Source organism: Runella sp. MFBS21, assembly GCF_029433105.1.
Taxonomy (GTDB): domain Bacteria; phylum Bacteroidota; class Bacteroidia; order Cytophagales; family Spirosomataceae; genus Runella.
In genome coordinates, this window is the sequence record NZ_JARNTW010000001.1 from 704,585 (window position 1) to 719,903 (window position 15,319).

At 41.7% G+C, this 15,319-nt stretch carries 11 protein-coding genes; 4 read left to right on the forward strand and 7 right to left on the reverse strand.

Annotated elements, in window-relative coordinates; all coding sequences use genetic code 11:
* Positions 1-17: 17 nt before the first annotated feature.
* The 6 genes from P1X15_RS02755 to P1X15_RS02780 all read right to left on the reverse strand — a co-directional run bounded on the left by P1X15_RS02755 (position 18) and on the right by P1X15_RS02780 (position 5,404).
* On the reverse strand, positions 18-857 hold the full coding sequence (locus tag P1X15_RS02755; protein WP_277336603.1) for a DUF4249 family protein: 840 nt from the start codon (positions 855-857) through the stop codon (positions 18-20).
* A complete protein-coding gene (locus P1X15_RS02760) occupies positions 857-3,184 on the reverse strand; it encodes a TonB-dependent receptor (RefSeq protein WP_277336604.1) in 2,328 nt (775 codons plus the stop codon). Before P1X15_RS02760 ends, P1X15_RS02755 begins: the two co-directional genes overlap by 1 nt.
* A gap of 19 nt (positions 3,185-3,203) precedes the next feature.
* The gene (locus tag P1X15_RS02765; protein WP_277336605.1) at positions 3,204-3,716 is read right to left on the reverse strand and encodes a hypothetical protein; all 513 of its coding nucleotides are present in this window, start codon (positions 3,714-3,716) and stop codon (positions 3,204-3,206) included.
* Positions 3,717-3,774: 58 nt separating this feature from the next.
* Positions 3,775-4,554 (reverse strand): hypothetical protein, encoded by a 780-nt coding sequence (locus tag P1X15_RS02770; RefSeq protein WP_277336606.1) that lies wholly within the window; start codon positions 4,552-4,554, stop codon positions 3,775-3,777.
* 174 nt (positions 4,555-4,728) lie between these two features.
* The gene (locus tag P1X15_RS02775) at positions 4,729-5,013 is read right to left on the reverse strand and encodes a helix-turn-helix transcriptional regulator (protein WP_037328000.1); all 285 of its coding nucleotides are present in this window, start codon (positions 5,011-5,013) and stop codon (positions 4,729-4,731) included.
* Between the two features lie 121 nt (positions 5,014-5,134).
* Positions 5,135-5,404 (reverse strand): LuxR C-terminal-related transcriptional regulator, encoded by a 270-nt coding sequence (locus tag P1X15_RS02780; RefSeq protein WP_277336607.1) that lies wholly within the window; start codon positions 5,402-5,404, stop codon positions 5,135-5,137.
* A gap of 568 nt (positions 5,405-5,972) precedes the next feature.
* Here P1X15_RS02780 and P1X15_RS02785 point away from each other — a divergent pair.
* From P1X15_RS02785 to P1X15_RS02800, 4 genes are all read left to right on the forward strand, one after another.
* Positions 5,973-7,622: a glycerophosphodiester phosphodiesterase family protein gene (locus tag P1X15_RS02785; protein ID WP_277336608.1), complete on the forward strand. Its 1,650-nt coding sequence runs from the start codon at positions 5,973-5,975 to the stop codon at positions 7,620-7,622.
* A gap of 295 nt (positions 7,623-7,917) precedes the next feature.
* Positions 7,918-9,192, forward strand: a complete 1,275-nt coding sequence (locus P1X15_RS02790; RefSeq protein WP_277336609.1) for a Gfo/Idh/MocA family oxidoreductase — start codon at positions 7,918-7,920, stop codon at positions 9,190-9,192.
* Between the two features lie 30 nt (positions 9,193-9,222).
* Complete coding sequence (locus tag P1X15_RS02795; RefSeq protein WP_277336610.1) at positions 9,223-12,657, forward strand: DUF1080 domain-containing protein; 3,435 nt, start codon at positions 9,223-9,225, stop codon at positions 12,655-12,657.
* Positions 12,658-13,172: 515 nt separating this feature from the next.
* The gene (locus P1X15_RS02800) at positions 13,173-14,612 is read left to right on the forward strand and encodes a glycosyltransferase family 39 protein (RefSeq protein ID WP_277336611.1); all 1,440 of its coding nucleotides are present in this window, start codon (positions 13,173-13,175) and stop codon (positions 14,610-14,612) included.
* Here the strand turns inward: P1X15_RS02800 and P1X15_RS02805 are convergent.
* A complete protein-coding gene (locus P1X15_RS02805) occupies positions 14,609-15,313 on the reverse strand; it encodes a response regulator transcription factor (protein WP_277336612.1) in 705 nt (234 codons plus the stop codon). The genes P1X15_RS02800 and P1X15_RS02805 overlap by 4 nt on opposite strands.
* Between the last annotated feature and the right edge of the window lie 6 nt (positions 15,314-15,319).

Consider the following 15,319-nt stretch of genomic DNA (forward strand, 5'->3'; position numbering starts at 1 on the left):
ATTGTTAAGTAGTTAAACTATTGAATGGGGGTGAGACTAATAGAACGATTATACGCCCCAAAAATACCCACCCCACCTTCAATATTAGAATAAAGAGGTTTAGGCTCTTTTAAATTAGGAATAAGGCCACTCGTATTCGCCTCCCACGTGTAGGCCTCGGCCCTTGTTTTGAGGTAATGATAGCTGTGGCTGTCAAGCGAATAAAGCACAGTTTGTAATGATACAGATTCTGCCAAATAGGCATTAAAGGCCTTATTTTCAATAGAATTGACTGTAAAATCTTTCGCATCGAATAGCCCATTCCCAACTAACAAGCCTAAATAAGGACCCGTTGAAGCCCCTAATTTTGGGACAAAAACAACGTTTTTAAGCTCAAAATGAAAGGTAAAAAAAGAAACATTGTTTGCCGGTTTTTGAATGGAAAAAGCATAATCGTTTCCTTCTTTATTTCCTTCGACTACCGCCTTATCAGGATTGGGTGGTACTGTACAATTCCCTGCTAGAATAGCCCCAGTTGAAAGCAGTACTTGAAGCTTATAATTTTTTGAAGGCCTGACTTTTAAGGTGCGATTATCCACAAAATAGCTATTATTCTTTGCATCAAAATGTAACATATGCACCGTGCTATCATCTGCTATGCTAACTTTGGCATCATTGATGACTGCTTCACTCGAACGAACCACGCTTCCTAATGCCTTTCCTTGATAAACATATACCTTTACAATAGAATCTTGGGGAGAAATCAAGGAGCTAACGGCGACTAAATTCTCAGGCGAAATTCTTTCTATTTCAACACCACTTTGGCAAGACAAAAACCAAATGCTCACCAACCCGACCAAAAAATTACCTATTCTCATCAAAATTTAAAGTTATATGTTACCGAAGGAATTACGGGGAATAAAGCTCGTTTTACCAACCTGCTCCGTTGTCCTTCAGGAGAGTTTTCGGTTTTTAAATAATAGTAAAGAGGGTTCTGGCGATTATACGCATTGTAAAGACCTACTTCCCAAGTACGTTCTCCCCAACGTTTTTTCTTGTGAAATTGCACGGCAACATCTAATCGGTGATACGCTTCTGCCCTAAAACTATTGCGGCTTCCTAGGTAGTCAAAACGTTCAGGAAACGTTTGTCCTAGCCCCGCTTGGGTAAAGTAAAAGCCTTGCGGTACTGTCAGCGCATTACCTGTGGCATAGACCCAATTGGCTGAAAGGGTCACTTTCGGAGATAATTTATAAGAAGCTACCAGCGAAAAATCATGGCGACGGTCGTAGCGGGGATAGAACCGTTTTCCATTGTTGAGCGAATCAAACTGATGTACCGTCCACGAAAGCGTATAGCCAACCCAACCTGTCAATCGACCTTTGTTCTTTTGTAAAAGCAACTCTGTCCCATACGACCACGCGCGTCCCGTTGTTACGTTGTTTTCCCATTTCAAAGGTTTTGCCCCTTCATCAAAAGATAAAAATGTAGCTCCTTCTTTATACGCAACAATGCCTCGCATCCACTTACGATAACTTTCCACTGTCAACTGAAGACCTGCTTTAGGAAACGCCTTACTCAACCCCACAGCCACTTGGTCGGCTTGCTGTGGTGGAACACGCTCCGTGGCGGGCACCCATAGGTCGGTTGATAAACCCGTACCCGTGTTTGTCAACAAATGGATAAACTGATTGTTGCGCGCATACGACATTTTGAGGGACCAATCGCGAGACAAAGAATACCCTGCCGTCAGACGAGGCTCTAAGAAAACGTAAGTACGAGCAGTTGTTTGGAGACCATTCAACCGCAAACCTGCATTTAATGAGAAACCCTTATAACTATACGTATCTTCTACATAGACAGCAAACTCTTGATTACTAGAGACTTGATTATCTCTTTCTTCAGTGTTATCCTCTTTATTTTCTTTAAAATACGCCCTTGGTTTAAAGCGATGATGAGTCACCAATGCTCCAAATTTAACTTGGTGGGCGTTGTTGGGGAAATAATCAAAATCCGTTTTGAGGGTGTAATCTCGAATGGAGGAAGTAAATTCCGTAAAAGTATGGGTGTTTTCTCCACCGTCGCTACGAATACGCTCAAATTCGTCAAATAATCGAAAACGAAAATCGGTAACCGCTAAGGTCGTATTCACAAAAAGCTTTTGATTCACCAAATGATTCCATCGAAGTGTACCTGTGGCATTGCCCCATCCTAATCCTGAATTGGTTTTGATGACGGAAGAGGTTCGTTCAATATACTCTTTGACACGCAGCGCATCATTGCCAAAATACCCGCTTAGGTATAGTTTATCTTTGTCGCCCAAATCCAGATTTATTTTGGCGTTCAAATCATAAAAACTGTAGCCTAACTTTTCTTCTTTTGGCATCAAGGGCATCGTTAGCAAGTCTAAATACGTACGTCTGCCTGACAAAAGGAACGACGATTTTCCTTTTTTGAGGGGGCCATCCAACGTCAATCGACTCGACAATAATCCCACTCCCCCTTCTCCCCTCACTTTGTCTTTGCCGCCTTCTTTCATTTGTAAATCAATAACCGACGACAAACGGCCTCCGTAGCGGGCGGGAAAGCCACCTTTCCAAAAATCCACATTTTTGATAGCATCTCCGTTAAAAACCGAGAAAAATCCAAATAAATGATTGGCATTATATACCTGAGCTTCATCCAACAGAATAAGGTTTTGGTCAGGCCCTCCACCTCTTACATAGAGCGCGGTACTTCCTTCCGTTCCTTTTTGCACACCTGGCAACAACTGCAAGGCTTTAATAACATCTTTTTCGCCCAACAGGGTTGGGATTTGTTTGATTTGCGAAACAGGCAAACGCACTACACTCATTTGTGCTACTTCCGCAGGTGGGTGCTGTCCGCTTACCTTGACTTCATCTAGGTCTTTGGCTTGAGCAGTAAGCACGATGTTTTGTTGGAACGATTGGGAAAGGGTCATCGTCCTTTCCTCAGTGGCATATCCCAAGGCCGAAAATCGAACTAAAAGGGCCTGATTGACAGGCAAATGAAGTGAATAAAATCCATACGCATTGGTGACTGTCCCAATCGTACTCCCCTCCACACCCACACTTACTCCCACTAGGTTTTCTTGCGTTCCTTTTTCTCGTACATACCCACTCAACGTAACGGTTTGTGCCTGAACGATAGCACTAAAAAAAACAAATAACCAACAATAGTTCATGGTTGACATTAAATACGTGTTATTTTTCGGTAGCGACAAAACCTACCTTTACATCTGGCAGCGTGCTATTTTTTATTTGTACGGCAGTCATTTTTTTATCGACTACACTCAAAGACCACTCACCGCTCATCAGTGCTATTATCTTCAACTGACTAGGGGTAGGTTTTTTAGGTGGGTCAGGAAATTGATTTTTAATATAAATAGCTATAATATAATTTTTCGTGTCTGAATTATATTCGTAATCACCACCAAAAAACTCGCCATTAAAAAAGAAATCTCCTGTACATCTCCTTGTATTTGTTTTTCTCGTTTTTCGTGAATACTTACATTCTTTGAATAAAAACTCACCACTTTTTAATACATTCTTCAGTGAATCTGGAACATTTCCACTAATCTCAAAAGACTGAATATCCCAAGAAGTACGAACTTTGTCTAGCTCGGCCTCAATCATCTCATCTTTGGTGTTTTGACAGCCTAAAAGGAAGACTAGTAATATTGTTAGCGAAATCGTAAGGTATTTTATTTTCATCATGACTATGTTTTAAATGTGGGGAATTACTGATATTCCCCACAATAACTATAGAAAAGTGTTAATATTGATTAAAATTTGCTGTAAATCCTTTGGAATCATACATTGGACTCATAGAATCATAAGCAACCTTTATACGAACTTTCCACGGGCTTAATCCATAAGCTTCTGGCCCATCTAACCAATGAGTATCAGTGGCGGGACCTTGGAGAGGATACCAACCTCCTGATTCATAAAAAGTAGTCCAAGAGCTATACCATTTCATTTTTTTATCTAATGCATAGGAAATAGTTTGTCCACTTACAACACTAATAACTAACTCTTCAGGCCATGTATCGCTAATAAGTTCCCATTCCCTCGAATAGTTAATCTTAGCGTTTTTGGCATTTAAACCATTTAATGGTTTAGATGTGACGCTTAGACTATAGCCTGTAGCACCTTTTGGTAGTTCTTTTTTTAAGACCTCTGTAATTATTGTACTTATATCATGATTTGAAGATTTTTGTTTAATAGGGATACTTGGTGAATGTTTTGATGGAAACTCCTTGAATACTGTCTTAATTTTAAAGTCATGGTTTGCCAAATGTTGTTCAAGCATTTCTTCATCAAAGCTAGCAAATCGTAGAAATACTTTTAAGCCCGTATTTTCATCTGTCAACGTTACATCTCGTTTAAAGAACTTTATTCCTTCTTCTTTTTCCATTTGGTCGATTACGCTTAATGGTTCTTCTTGTGCTTTAGCGTTGGTTGGAGTGATCCCTGTTTCTTTGGATTGGTCACAACTTAGCATTAGGGCGGTCATAAAGAGTGCCCCCATCGTTGATAAAACGATTTTTTTCATAATTTTGTACTCTGTTTAAATGATTGAAAAATTGTTTAAACTGCTACGAGAAGCTCCGCACGGTGGCCAAACTGACGCGGGGCTTTCTTTTTTGAACTATGCGCAATAGTCAGCGGCAAAGTTCTGTAAAACAATCCTAAAGTTTTTCAACCCAAAGTTTGAATTTTCTCCACCCTAGGGTGGAGATGAGGCGATTTTTAACAAAAACTTTTGAAATTCTTCCCGGCCTTGTAAGCCAAGTTTAGCGATGAGATTGTTTTTGTGGGTTTTGATAGTACTCTCTTTTACATTGAGCTTTTGGGCGATTGCGGGATTGTTATAGCCTTGAAGCGACCAATACATCACATTCAATTCTTGGGGAGTTAGCTGTGGGCGTAGGGAGTGCTTATCCAAAAAAGTGGCTAGTTTTAGCCATGTTTTTTTCATTTCGGGATCAGAAAATGGTGGTAGTTTAGGCATTTTAAATATGGGTTTGGTTCAATTCACAAAAAGGATGCGTATCCCTTTGATACACATGGAGGTAATTTTTTAAGTGAGTTGATCAAAACGTAGAGAGGTACTTTTCAATAAGGATAATTCCTCATTTTAACGAGGCTTTTTCCAACAAAAATCTTCTAAAATCCGCTCGCCCTTTTCTGCCAATTTGGGTAATGAGCTTGTTTTTATGGGATTTGATGGTGGAAATACTCGTACCCAAAAGGATGGAGATTTCGGCATTGCTCTTTCCGTGGAATGCCCAATACAGCACCTTGAGTTGTTGGCGGCTTACTGTTATAGACTCATCACGAAGTAGCAATTCTAGCTGATAAAAGCTGTGGAAACGATCTGATAAGTGGAGATTGGCTGTCATATATGTATCTACATTGGTTTCTATCCTTTTATTAGGTCAACACTTTTATTTTAAAGATTTTCTGAGTACAAAGCACTCCCAAAAAACAGCTAATAAATAAAACTGTCAAAGTATTTTAACGTGAAGTAGGGTAGAAACAACAAGTATGATTTGCTGTATAGGTTTCAAATATACATTTGTTTTTTTTTTTAAAACAAATAAAAAATGTAAAATTTATCAAATGGTGATTAGGTGTTTTTAAGGTTTAGTTATAAATATTTTTATAATATTATTACTGTTTTTGGTGGTGTTTTATTATTGTACTTGCTTTGTTTTTTTTAATTGTTTACGGATTTTTAATAATTGATGACCTGTGCCAAATCATGTCAGAAGCATCGTTAGTTAACAACAGTAATCATTTTTAAGCACTATTCACTCCGTAGAAGACGATTAGTTTGTATTTTTAATGGTCTCTATTGCTATCGAGGGAAATAGCTCCTAACTTGCCTAACCACAGAAAGTTTATGCCTATTTCTAGTCTTTTCCACCCTTTTAGGAGTATTATATAGAATTCTAAAATCCTTCTCTGATGAAAAGTATCTGGTCTCAATTATGCTTTTTTTGGATGGTAGTTCAGGCTGTTTTTGCCCAAACTACCCCAGCATCTCTCCCTCAGACCCAACACAAATTTGTGGTGATTGCTCACCGTGGCAATCATCAGCATGTTCCCGAAAATACTTTGGCTTCTTATGAAGATGCGATTAAGGCGGGGGCCGATTATGTAGAAATAGACCTGCGAACCTCCAAAGACGGAGTGCTGATGATTCATCATGATGCTACCCTCGACCGAATGACCGATGGCAAAGGACTTGTCAAAGATTTGACATGGGCGGAACTTTCTGCTTTAAATATCAAGAAAAATCAGGCTTCGGACGTAAATAATTATCGAATTCCGACTTTTAAGGACGTGCTAAAACTTTGCAAAGGACGTATTCATATTTACCTTGATTTTAAGGAGGCTGATGTGGCGCAGACTTGGCAGGAGATTCAGGCCGAAGGCATGGAAAAACAAGTGGTGGTGTATATCAACAAAATACCTCAGTACAAACAATGGCGGAGCATTGCACCTCAAGTACCCCTCATGACAAGCCTAACGGAGGCTATCAATACCCCCGAAAAGTTGGGGTTCTTTTTGGGACAAGCCAAGCTAGAAGTATTAGACAATATCACTGACCAAGGGATGCTACAAGTGGCGCACCGAAACGGTATCGCTGTGTGGCTCGATGTACAAAACCCCTCCGAAGGTCCCGAAATATGGCAAAGCGCTTTACAAAAAGGGGTGGATGGCGTACAAACCGACCACCCCGAAGATCTTGTTAAGTATTTGACTGAAAACAAATTAAGAGATGGTGCCACGCAGAACAGTGCAGCATCGCTGGCCGCCAAACCTAGCTATCGGGCTTTTAAGGATATTCCTTATGGAGAGGCACCGGGCAAAGATAATTTGTTGGATGCTTATTTTCCTGAAAATCATAATTCACAAACCAAAGTGGTTGTGTATATTCATGGTGGTTCTTGGAGCAGGGGCGATAAATCGGAGTTTCCTGAGCCGCTTATTCAAAAACTCGTTGGTGAAAAAGGATATGCTTTGGTATCGATCAATTATCGTTTGGTGAAAGATGGGAAAAACCGTTTTCCAGCCCAAATTGAAGACGTTAAAAAAGCAATTTCTTTCATAACGGATAAGGCTAAACGTTATCAATACAACGGAAAAGAATTTACCATTATTGGGGCAAGCGCGGGTGCGCATTTGGCTTTGCTCTATGCGTATGGGCACGACAAAGCGAAGCAAGTAAAAACAGTACTCGACTTGTGGGGACCTACCGATTTGTCGGATAAGTCGGTACGGGCAGATGGGAGTGATGCCAACAATACCGTCATTAATTTTTTGGGAGAAGCAGACCCTAAAGCCCAAATTTGTTTGGATGCGAGTCCGGCTTATCATCTGACCAAAGAAACGGGAGTGCCTACGCTCATTTTTCACGGTGGTGAAGACCCGCTTGTACATGTGAGTCAAGCGCAAAACCTCCATCAAAAGCTTGATTCTTTGGGAGTAGTGAATCATTTAGAAATTTATCCCAAAGAAAAACATGGCATGAGTGCCGATGCGGCGGTCGATGTTTTTGCTAAAATGGTAGATTGGTTAGAAAAGTACTATCCTACTGTACAAAAACAATAATTTTAAAAATGAACCTATTTTTTTTAAAATAAATAAGTAATTGGCAGTATTTATTTGCTTAAATAAATGTGCAATTTTAGACCTTCCAAGTTTGGGTTTGAGCGTATATAAAACTTGGAAGGTCTTGCTTGGTTTTAGACCTTCCAAGTTTGGGTTTGAGCGTATATAAAACTTGGAAGGTCTTGCTTGGTTTTATACCTTCCAAGTTTAGGTTTGAGCGTATACAAAACTTGGAAGGTCTTATTTAGTAAGTTTATTTGCTTCATGTCAACATAATTTTGATTCATCTATCACCATGAGTAAATCTCTCCCTCAAAATTTTTCAAGAAGAAAATTCCTCAAAGGCTCGCTTGCTACGGTAGCGGCCTTTTCTATTGTGCCTCGTCATGTATTGGGAAAAGGCTATTTGGCACCTAGCGATCAGCTCACGAAGGGTATTGTGGGTGTAGGTGGCATGGGTCGTGGACACATTCCATATGCCGGCACCAAAGTAGTAGCAATATGCGATGTCGATAAGCGGCATATACAATTGGCAATGAATGAATTAGATAAAGGCGTGAAAACCTTTTCAGATTATCGCGAACTCATTCAATTGCCCGAAGTTGATATTGTACACGTCGCTACTCCCCCGCATTGGCATGGTATCATCGCCGCCGATGCCGCTCGTGCTGGTAAAGATGTATGGTGTGAAAAACCCATGACACGTACCATAGGTGAAGGCAAACGTTTGGTAGAAGCCGTCCAGCAGCATGGGCGTATTTTTAGGCTCAATACCTGGTTTCGATTTGAGTCTAATTTCTACGGTATGAACACCACCGTAAAACCCATCAAAAAACTCGTAGAAAGTGGCTTGCTTGGGTGGCCGCTCAAAGTGACGGTGAGCCGGCATACGGGATTTGATTGGAAGTTTTATTGGGTAGGCAAAACCGACTTGAAACCTGAGCCTGTTCCCGCCGAATTGGACTATGAGATGTGGCTAGGACCGGCGCAATACAAGCCTTACAATGCACACCGTGTGCACGGTACTTTTAGGGGATATTGGGATTATGACGGTGGCGGGCTTGGCGATATGGGGCAGCATTACTTAGACCCAATTCAGTACTTTTTGGGCAAGGACGATACCAGCCCGATTAGTGTCGAAATCGACGCCCCTCAGCAGCATACCGACGCCGTCGGCACTTGGAGACGAATCGAATACACCTATGCCGACGGTTGCAAAATCATTTTGGACGGTGAAGCCAAAGATGCCAATGTGCCTTATATCGAAGGTCCCAAAGGTAAACTTTATCCTGGTTTTCGCTCGGATATTCCCGATTTGGAGAAAAAATTGGCCGCTTTCCCAGATTCTGAACCTCAAATAACTGATTTTGCGGAGGCAGTTCGTAAAAGACAAAAATTTGCGCTTAACGAAGAAAATGGGCATCGCTCGTGTACCATTGTCAATATGGGATTGGCGGCATTGCGCTTAGGGCGCTCTCTGAAATTTGACCCCGTAAAGCAGCTTTTTGTGGATGATGAAGGAGCTAATCGCCTCATCGACCAACCCATGCGTGGCCCGTGGACGATTTAATAACCCCAACCCCTTCTTCTGTAAATCATTATGAAAAAAACACAATATATACTCTTCATTTTTTTGTTGGGTGTTGCTACTTTACGCGCTCAAGTAGATAGCAAGTACACCACACTCTTAGGGCAGTTTCCTGCACAAAATGCCAAACAACTCCAAAAAAACATGGAAGATATGGCGGCATTGGGCAAATCAGGCATTGCTCAATTGGCATCCATGTTGGTTTCGGCTGATAAAGGCAATAATGCAAAAGTTCAATATGCACTTGGAGGCTTTTCTTATTTTGTAACCCAAAATGGTAAAGAAGATTTACGTAAAATGGCCGCCGAAGCCTACGGCGAAGCACTCGGTAAAGTAGCCGATAAAGAAAATCAAGCATTTTTGATTTTTCAACTCCAACAAGTCGGAAAAGATGAATCTGTAGCAGTACTTGCACCTTATTTGTCGGATCCAAAATTGAGCGGTCCAGCGGCTAGGGCATTGGCAAAAATCGGCACCTCAAGCGCCGGGCAGGCGTTGGCTCAAGCTTTGATCAATGCTTCTGGAGGCACTCAGCTTTCGATCGTAGAAGCCTTAGGTGATAGCAAATTTGGCGCATCAGCGTCAGCTATCGAAAAATTGGCGACTAGCGAGGATGTAAACCTCCGTAAAGTAGCGCTCTACGCCTTGGCAAATATCGGAGAACGTTCTTCCCTGAATGTTTTGAAAAATGCCGCTTCCAAAGCTTCTTATGGCTACGATGAAGCCAATGCTACGTCGTCTTATTTGACTTATTTAGAAACGCTAGCAGGAAAAGGTGATAAAGTTACTGTGCAAGCCGCTACAAGCGACCTTCTAAAAAATACAACCTCAACCAAACAAATCCCTACCCGCTCGGCAGCGTTGAAGTTATTGGCTGATAGTCAGGCAAGTGCAAGCGTACCTGTGCTAATCAAAGCCACTACCAGCCCCGATATAAGCTATCGTATAGCGGCCTTGAAAATTGCGCAAAAATACATTACCCCTGCCACAACGGCGCTTTGGCTAAAGGCTTTGCCCACTTCAAAACCGCAATCGCAAGCCGAAATCATAGAGATGTTGGGAAGCGTAGAAGCCAAAACCGCACTGCCTACTATTCTAAAAAACATCAGTCATAAAGAAGGAGTCGTGAGGGCGGCGGCCATTAAAGCAGCTGCTAAAATGGGTCAAGAAAGTGTATTAGGAAATCTATTAAGTGCTTCCAAAAAAGGTACTTCTGAAGACATAAGTGCTGTAAAAAATGCGCTTCTGATGATGAAAGGAGAAGGCGTCGTAAATCAAGTAGCGGCGGCTATTCCTACCATGCCTGCTACGGCTCAGCCTGCTCTTATAGAAGTATTGGCGGCTCGCGGCGCAGATGCACATCTTGAAGTGATTTTGGCACAATTAAAAAACAATGATAGTGCAGTGAAAAGCGCAGCTTTTGCCGCTTTGAAGAATGTAGTTAAGACCAAAGATTTAAACACCTTATATGGGATTTTGGATTCGACTACGGATGCCCAACACATCAAATCGCTTCAAGAGGCCGTTACAGCGGCGCTGAAAGGTACAGGCTCTCCGGCACAGCAGACCGAGACCATTGTATCCAGAATCAATGCAGTAAGTGCCGACAAAAAGCCCAATTATCTTCAAGTATTGGCCAATATTGGCACCAAAAAAGCCCTTGATGCTGTAGGTGGTTCTTTTACCAATGGCGACGAAGCTACTCAAAAGGCTGCTTTAGGGGCATTGACCAATTGGTCTGATGTCAGTGCTACGAGCGAATTGTACAAAATTGGAAAAACTACTTCTAATGCCGCTTATCTCGACCAAATCGTGAATGGCTATGTGAAGGCAATCACTAACGCTAGACAAACACCTACTCAAAAAGCCTTGGCTTATCGTAAGGTATTGGAGGTAGCCAAAACAACGGCCCAAAAAGAAAGTATCCTAAAAGAACTTGTCAGAAATCGCACTTTCAATGCGCTTATTGCGGCAAGTAATTATTTAGATAATACCGAATTACAACAGACCGCCGCGCAAGTAGTATTGAATGCTGCATTGGCTAATAAGGAGCTGACGGGTACTAGTATACGTCAATGGATTTCAAAGGCCATGAATGTTGTCAACAATGATTCCCAAAAAGAAGCCGCTCGGAAATGGTTGGCCGAAATGCCCACAGGCGAAGGTTTTGTGTCGTTGTTTAACGGTAAAGATTTGACGGGCTGGAAGGGCTTGGTGGGTAATCCTATCGCACGTGCTAAAATGCACCCCGATACATTGGCCAAAAAACAAATCAAAGCCGATGAGATAATGCGTAAGGGATGGATAGCCAAAGACGGCGAGCTTATTTTTACGGGACATGGTGACAATCTCTGTACGGAAAAAAAATACGGTGACTTTGAGATGTACGTAGATTGGAAAATCGAACCTAAAGGCGATGCAGGAATTTACTTGCGTGGTTCGCCGCAGGTACAAGTATGGGATACCTCACGCGTAGATGTAGGCGCACAAGTAGGGTCGGGTGGACTTTACAATAACCAAAAACAACCAAGTAAGCCGCTTAAATTGGCCGACAATGCCATTGGCGATTGGAATACTTTCCATATCATCATGCGGGGCGACCGTGTCACTGTGCGTCTCAATGGGGAATTGGTAGTTGATAATGTGATTTTGGAAAATTACTGGGATCGTAAGCAACCTATTTTCCCAATCGAACAATTGGAACTCCAAGCGCATGGCACTTTGGTGGCCTACCGCGATATTTATGTGCGTGAGCTGCCAAGCCCTACGCCTTTTGTATTGAGCGAAGATGAAAAGAAAGAAGGATATAAAATGCTTTTTGACGGGACCAATATGTTTGAGTGGACCGGAAATACCACGGACTATATTGTCGAAAATGGAGAAATGGTAATCTATCCCAATCGTGGCGGTAAAGGCAATCTTTATACCAAAGATGAGTACAGTGATTTTGTGTTTAGATTTGAGTTTCTCCTTACACCCGGTGCCAACAACGGGTTGGGAATTCGGGCGCCTTTGCAAGGAGATGCCGCTTATGTAGGAACTGAACTTCAGATTTTGGATAATGATGCAGAGATTTATAAAAACCTTCAGCCGTATCAATATCACGGCTCGGCCTACGGGATTCTGGCGGCCAAGCGTGGCTTTTTGAAGCCCGTAGGGGAGTGGAATTATCAGGAGGTTGAAGTAAAAGGCTCTAAAGTAAAAGTGACGCTCAACGGAACGGTCATTTTAGACGGTGACTTAGCCGAAGCTTCTAAAAATGGAACAGCCGACCATCGTGACCATCCAGGATTGAGTCGCACGTCGGGCTATATTGGGTTTTTGGGACATGGAGATGTGGTAAGATTCAGAAATATAAGAATCAAAGACCTTACAGTGCCTGTCAACAATACTCCTACTGTAGTAGAAGAAAAAGCTCCCGAAAAAAAGAAAAAGCGTAAAAAGTAAGCACAAAACTTGCCAAGTTTATCTAAAAAGCCTTCTGATTTGTGTTTGAGTAGGTACTATCTCTCAGATACAAACAGAAGGTTTTTTGCTTATCATACCTATCTTTTGATTCTCTTTTTAATCAAGCTTCTGTTTGACTTCTCCGAAGTCATTTGTCTTTTTGGACTTGTCCGCTACAAACCTTGCGCCTCTCCGAGGCAAAATGTAAAAAATGTTGTTATAGATGGCATGGCTTCGGAGAAGCGTAATATTTGTAGCATGAGATGAGTATCTGCATACCCAGGACTTCGGAGAAGTCCAACCTTGACCTATATTCCTACAAATTTGGCGCATCTTGCGAGCTGTTACGCGTTCTTGTCAGCTACCAACCTTGCGCCACTCCGAGGCAAAAATAAAAATAGGGCTATGGACAAATAGCTTCGGAGAAGCTTAATCTTTGTAGCTCATATTTCTAATGACCCAGAAGAAAAGTTTTGTACATTTACGGTACAGCTTAAAGCGACGATTATTTTTGTATGTCATCTTCTCGGTTATCTTCTTGGCTTCCTTGGGGAGCTATGGCTTTGATTATCTTGGCCTTGTGTACTTATTTTCAACGTTATCCTACTGGCGATGACGCTTGGTTTGCCGAGGAGTCGTATTGGTTGTGGAAAGAAGGCAAAGTCCGTTCAGAGTTTTTTAGAGGCTTGCTTCATTGGGAAGAGCATTATTTGGTAAGTCACAAGCTTTTTATTGCTTTTGGGGCCTTGTTGGGAGGTATTTTACCTGATTCATTATATACTTCAAAGCTATCAGGTTTATTGTTTTTTGGAGTGATTGTGGTGTTTTTATTAATAGAGACGCAAAGCAAAACACCCCAAAAAAACGGCTTCTGGGGTGTATTGATTTTGGTTTTTGGGAATACGTTGATGACTCAAATGAGTTTTGAAAACCGCCCCGAAATGATGATAACGGCCTTTGGTTTGGCTTCTTTTTATGGCGTTAGGCGCATGGATAAAAACAGGGTCATGGTGCCCTTGGCTGGTCTTTTTGCGGGCTTGGCGGTATTGACTCACCTCAATGGTATTATTTTTTTGGGAGCGGGTTTTCTAACTCTCGTTCTGACTCGTCATTATAAAAAGGGCCTTATTTTTGGCATTGTAGGAGCCTTGACGGCTAGCCTTTATTTTTATGATATTTTACAAGAACCCGACGGACTGACCAAATGGTGGTTTCAATTCCGAAACGACCCTGCTACCCAAAATGCTTTTGGGTGGGTAGCAAAATTGAAAGTCTTAGCTTCTTATCCATTGATTTTTGTAGAATCTCCCGAACAGCTCTGTACTACTTTGCTATTGATAGCGGTAGGGTGGTTTGGCAGGAAAAACATTCGGCATACCGACCGTATTTTACCGCTTTATAGCCTATCGTTGCTAATACTCTTTTGGCTTATCACCAAGCGAGCAAGCGCTATTTATCAGGTCATGTTTGTACCCTTTATGATTTTGTTGATTTATGAATGGTTGCAATCAAAACCTCTTCCGACAATCCCCTTCTATCTAAAGGTGATAACTGTCTTGTATCTTATTGTAGGTTTGGTAGGCAATATACAGGTGATAGGCCGAAACCTGTCGGGATACCTGCCTCTGCAATACGCCCAACTTCGTCCCCAACTTCCCCAAAAAGGTATGGGCTTGGTGCCCATTACTTTTTATTTCAATGAATATGAGCATTTTGATAAGTTGCTGTGTCATACCAACTTTGAACTACAGATGCAGTACCAACAACAGATGAAGCCTTGGTCGAGCGAGAAGTTTGGGGCATGGGCGCAGCAGCACAAAGCGAGTTTTATTGTATTGGATTACAAAACCGCCCGTGCCGATTATTATCCTTCGCAAGGGGCCGCCCGGTTTGGCAACTATCATTTGGTTTTTGCTGACAAACAGTTTTCTGTTTATTCTCTAGGTTCCAATTAGGAGTCTACCAAAAGTTTAAATCCTTCTCCGTGAAGATTCATGATTTGTAAGGAAGAATCATCTTTGAGGTGTTTTCTTAACTTAGTGATATATACGTCCATGCTACGGGCGTTGAAATACGAGTCATCGCCCCAAATGAGCTTCAAAGCAAAACTCCGATTGATGGGTTGGTTTTTGTTTTCACAAAAGAGCTTGAGCAATGCCGCCTCTTTGCTTGTGAGTTTTTGGGAGGTATCGTGAATCGTCAGCAATTGATGGTCAAAATCGAAAGTGTATTTGCCAAGTGGAAAGATATTTTGAGGTTGTTCGTTGGGAAGGGATATTTTCTGATAACGCCTCAGTACTGCCTGAATACGTAATAACAATTCTTCCATACTGAAAGGCTTAGTGATATAGTCGTCAGCTCCTACTTTGAAACCTTGAATAGTATCTTCTTTCATACTCTTGGCCGTCAGAAAGATAATAGGGACGTCTTTATCAGTAAGGCGAATTTCTTTGGCCAACGAAAACCCGTCTTTTTTGGGCATCATTACATCAAAAAGGCATAAGTCGTAATTGTTTTCTAAAAAACGTTGTAAGCCTACATTACCATCCGACGCCAAGTCGGTCGTATAGCCTTTGTTGGTAAGGTATTCTTGCAACAATTGCCCTAGATTGGGGTCGTCTTCGGTCAAAAGGATTTTAGGGTTTTGCGATTTCATAGTTGT

Excerpts from the sequence above, each read along its gene's own strand:
- P1X15_RS02755 (WP_277336603.1), bottom strand. The coding sequence starts at position 857 with ATGAGAATAGGTAATTTTTTGGTCGGGTTGGTGAGCATTTGGTTTTTG.
- P1X15_RS02760 (WP_277336604.1), bottom strand. The coding sequence starts at position 3,184 with ATGAACTATTGTTGGTTATTTGTTTTTTTTAGTGCTATCGTTCAGGCA.
- P1X15_RS02765 (WP_277336605.1), bottom strand. The coding sequence starts at position 3,716 with ATGATGAAAATAAAATACCTTACGATTTCGCTAACAATATTACTAGTC.
- P1X15_RS02770 (WP_277336606.1), bottom strand. The coding sequence starts at position 4,554 with ATGAAAAAAATCGTTTTATCAACGATGGGGGCACTCTTTATGACCGCC.
- P1X15_RS02775 (WP_037328000.1), bottom strand. The coding sequence starts at position 5,013 with ATGCCTAAACTACCACCATTTTCTGATCCCGAAATGAAAAAAACATGG.
- P1X15_RS02780 (WP_277336607.1), bottom strand. The coding sequence starts at position 5,404 with ATGACAGCCAATCTCCACTTATCAGATCGTTTCCACAGCTTTTATCAG.
- P1X15_RS02785 (WP_277336608.1), top strand. The coding sequence starts at position 5,973 with ATGAAAAGTATCTGGTCTCAATTATGCTTTTTTTGGATGGTAGTTCAG.
- P1X15_RS02790 (WP_277336609.1), top strand. The coding sequence starts at position 7,918 with ATGAGTAAATCTCTCCCTCAAAATTTTTCAAGAAGAAAATTCCTCAAA.
- P1X15_RS02795 (WP_277336610.1), top strand. The coding sequence starts at position 9,223 with ATGAAAAAAACACAATATATACTCTTCATTTTTTTGTTGGGTGTTGCT.
- P1X15_RS02800 (WP_277336611.1), top strand. The coding sequence starts at position 13,173 with ATGTCATCTTCTCGGTTATCTTCTTGGCTTCCTTGGGGAGCTATGGCT.
- P1X15_RS02805 (WP_277336612.1), bottom strand. The coding sequence starts at position 15,313 with ATGAAATCGCAAAACCCTAAAATCCTTTTGACCGAAGACGACCCCAAT.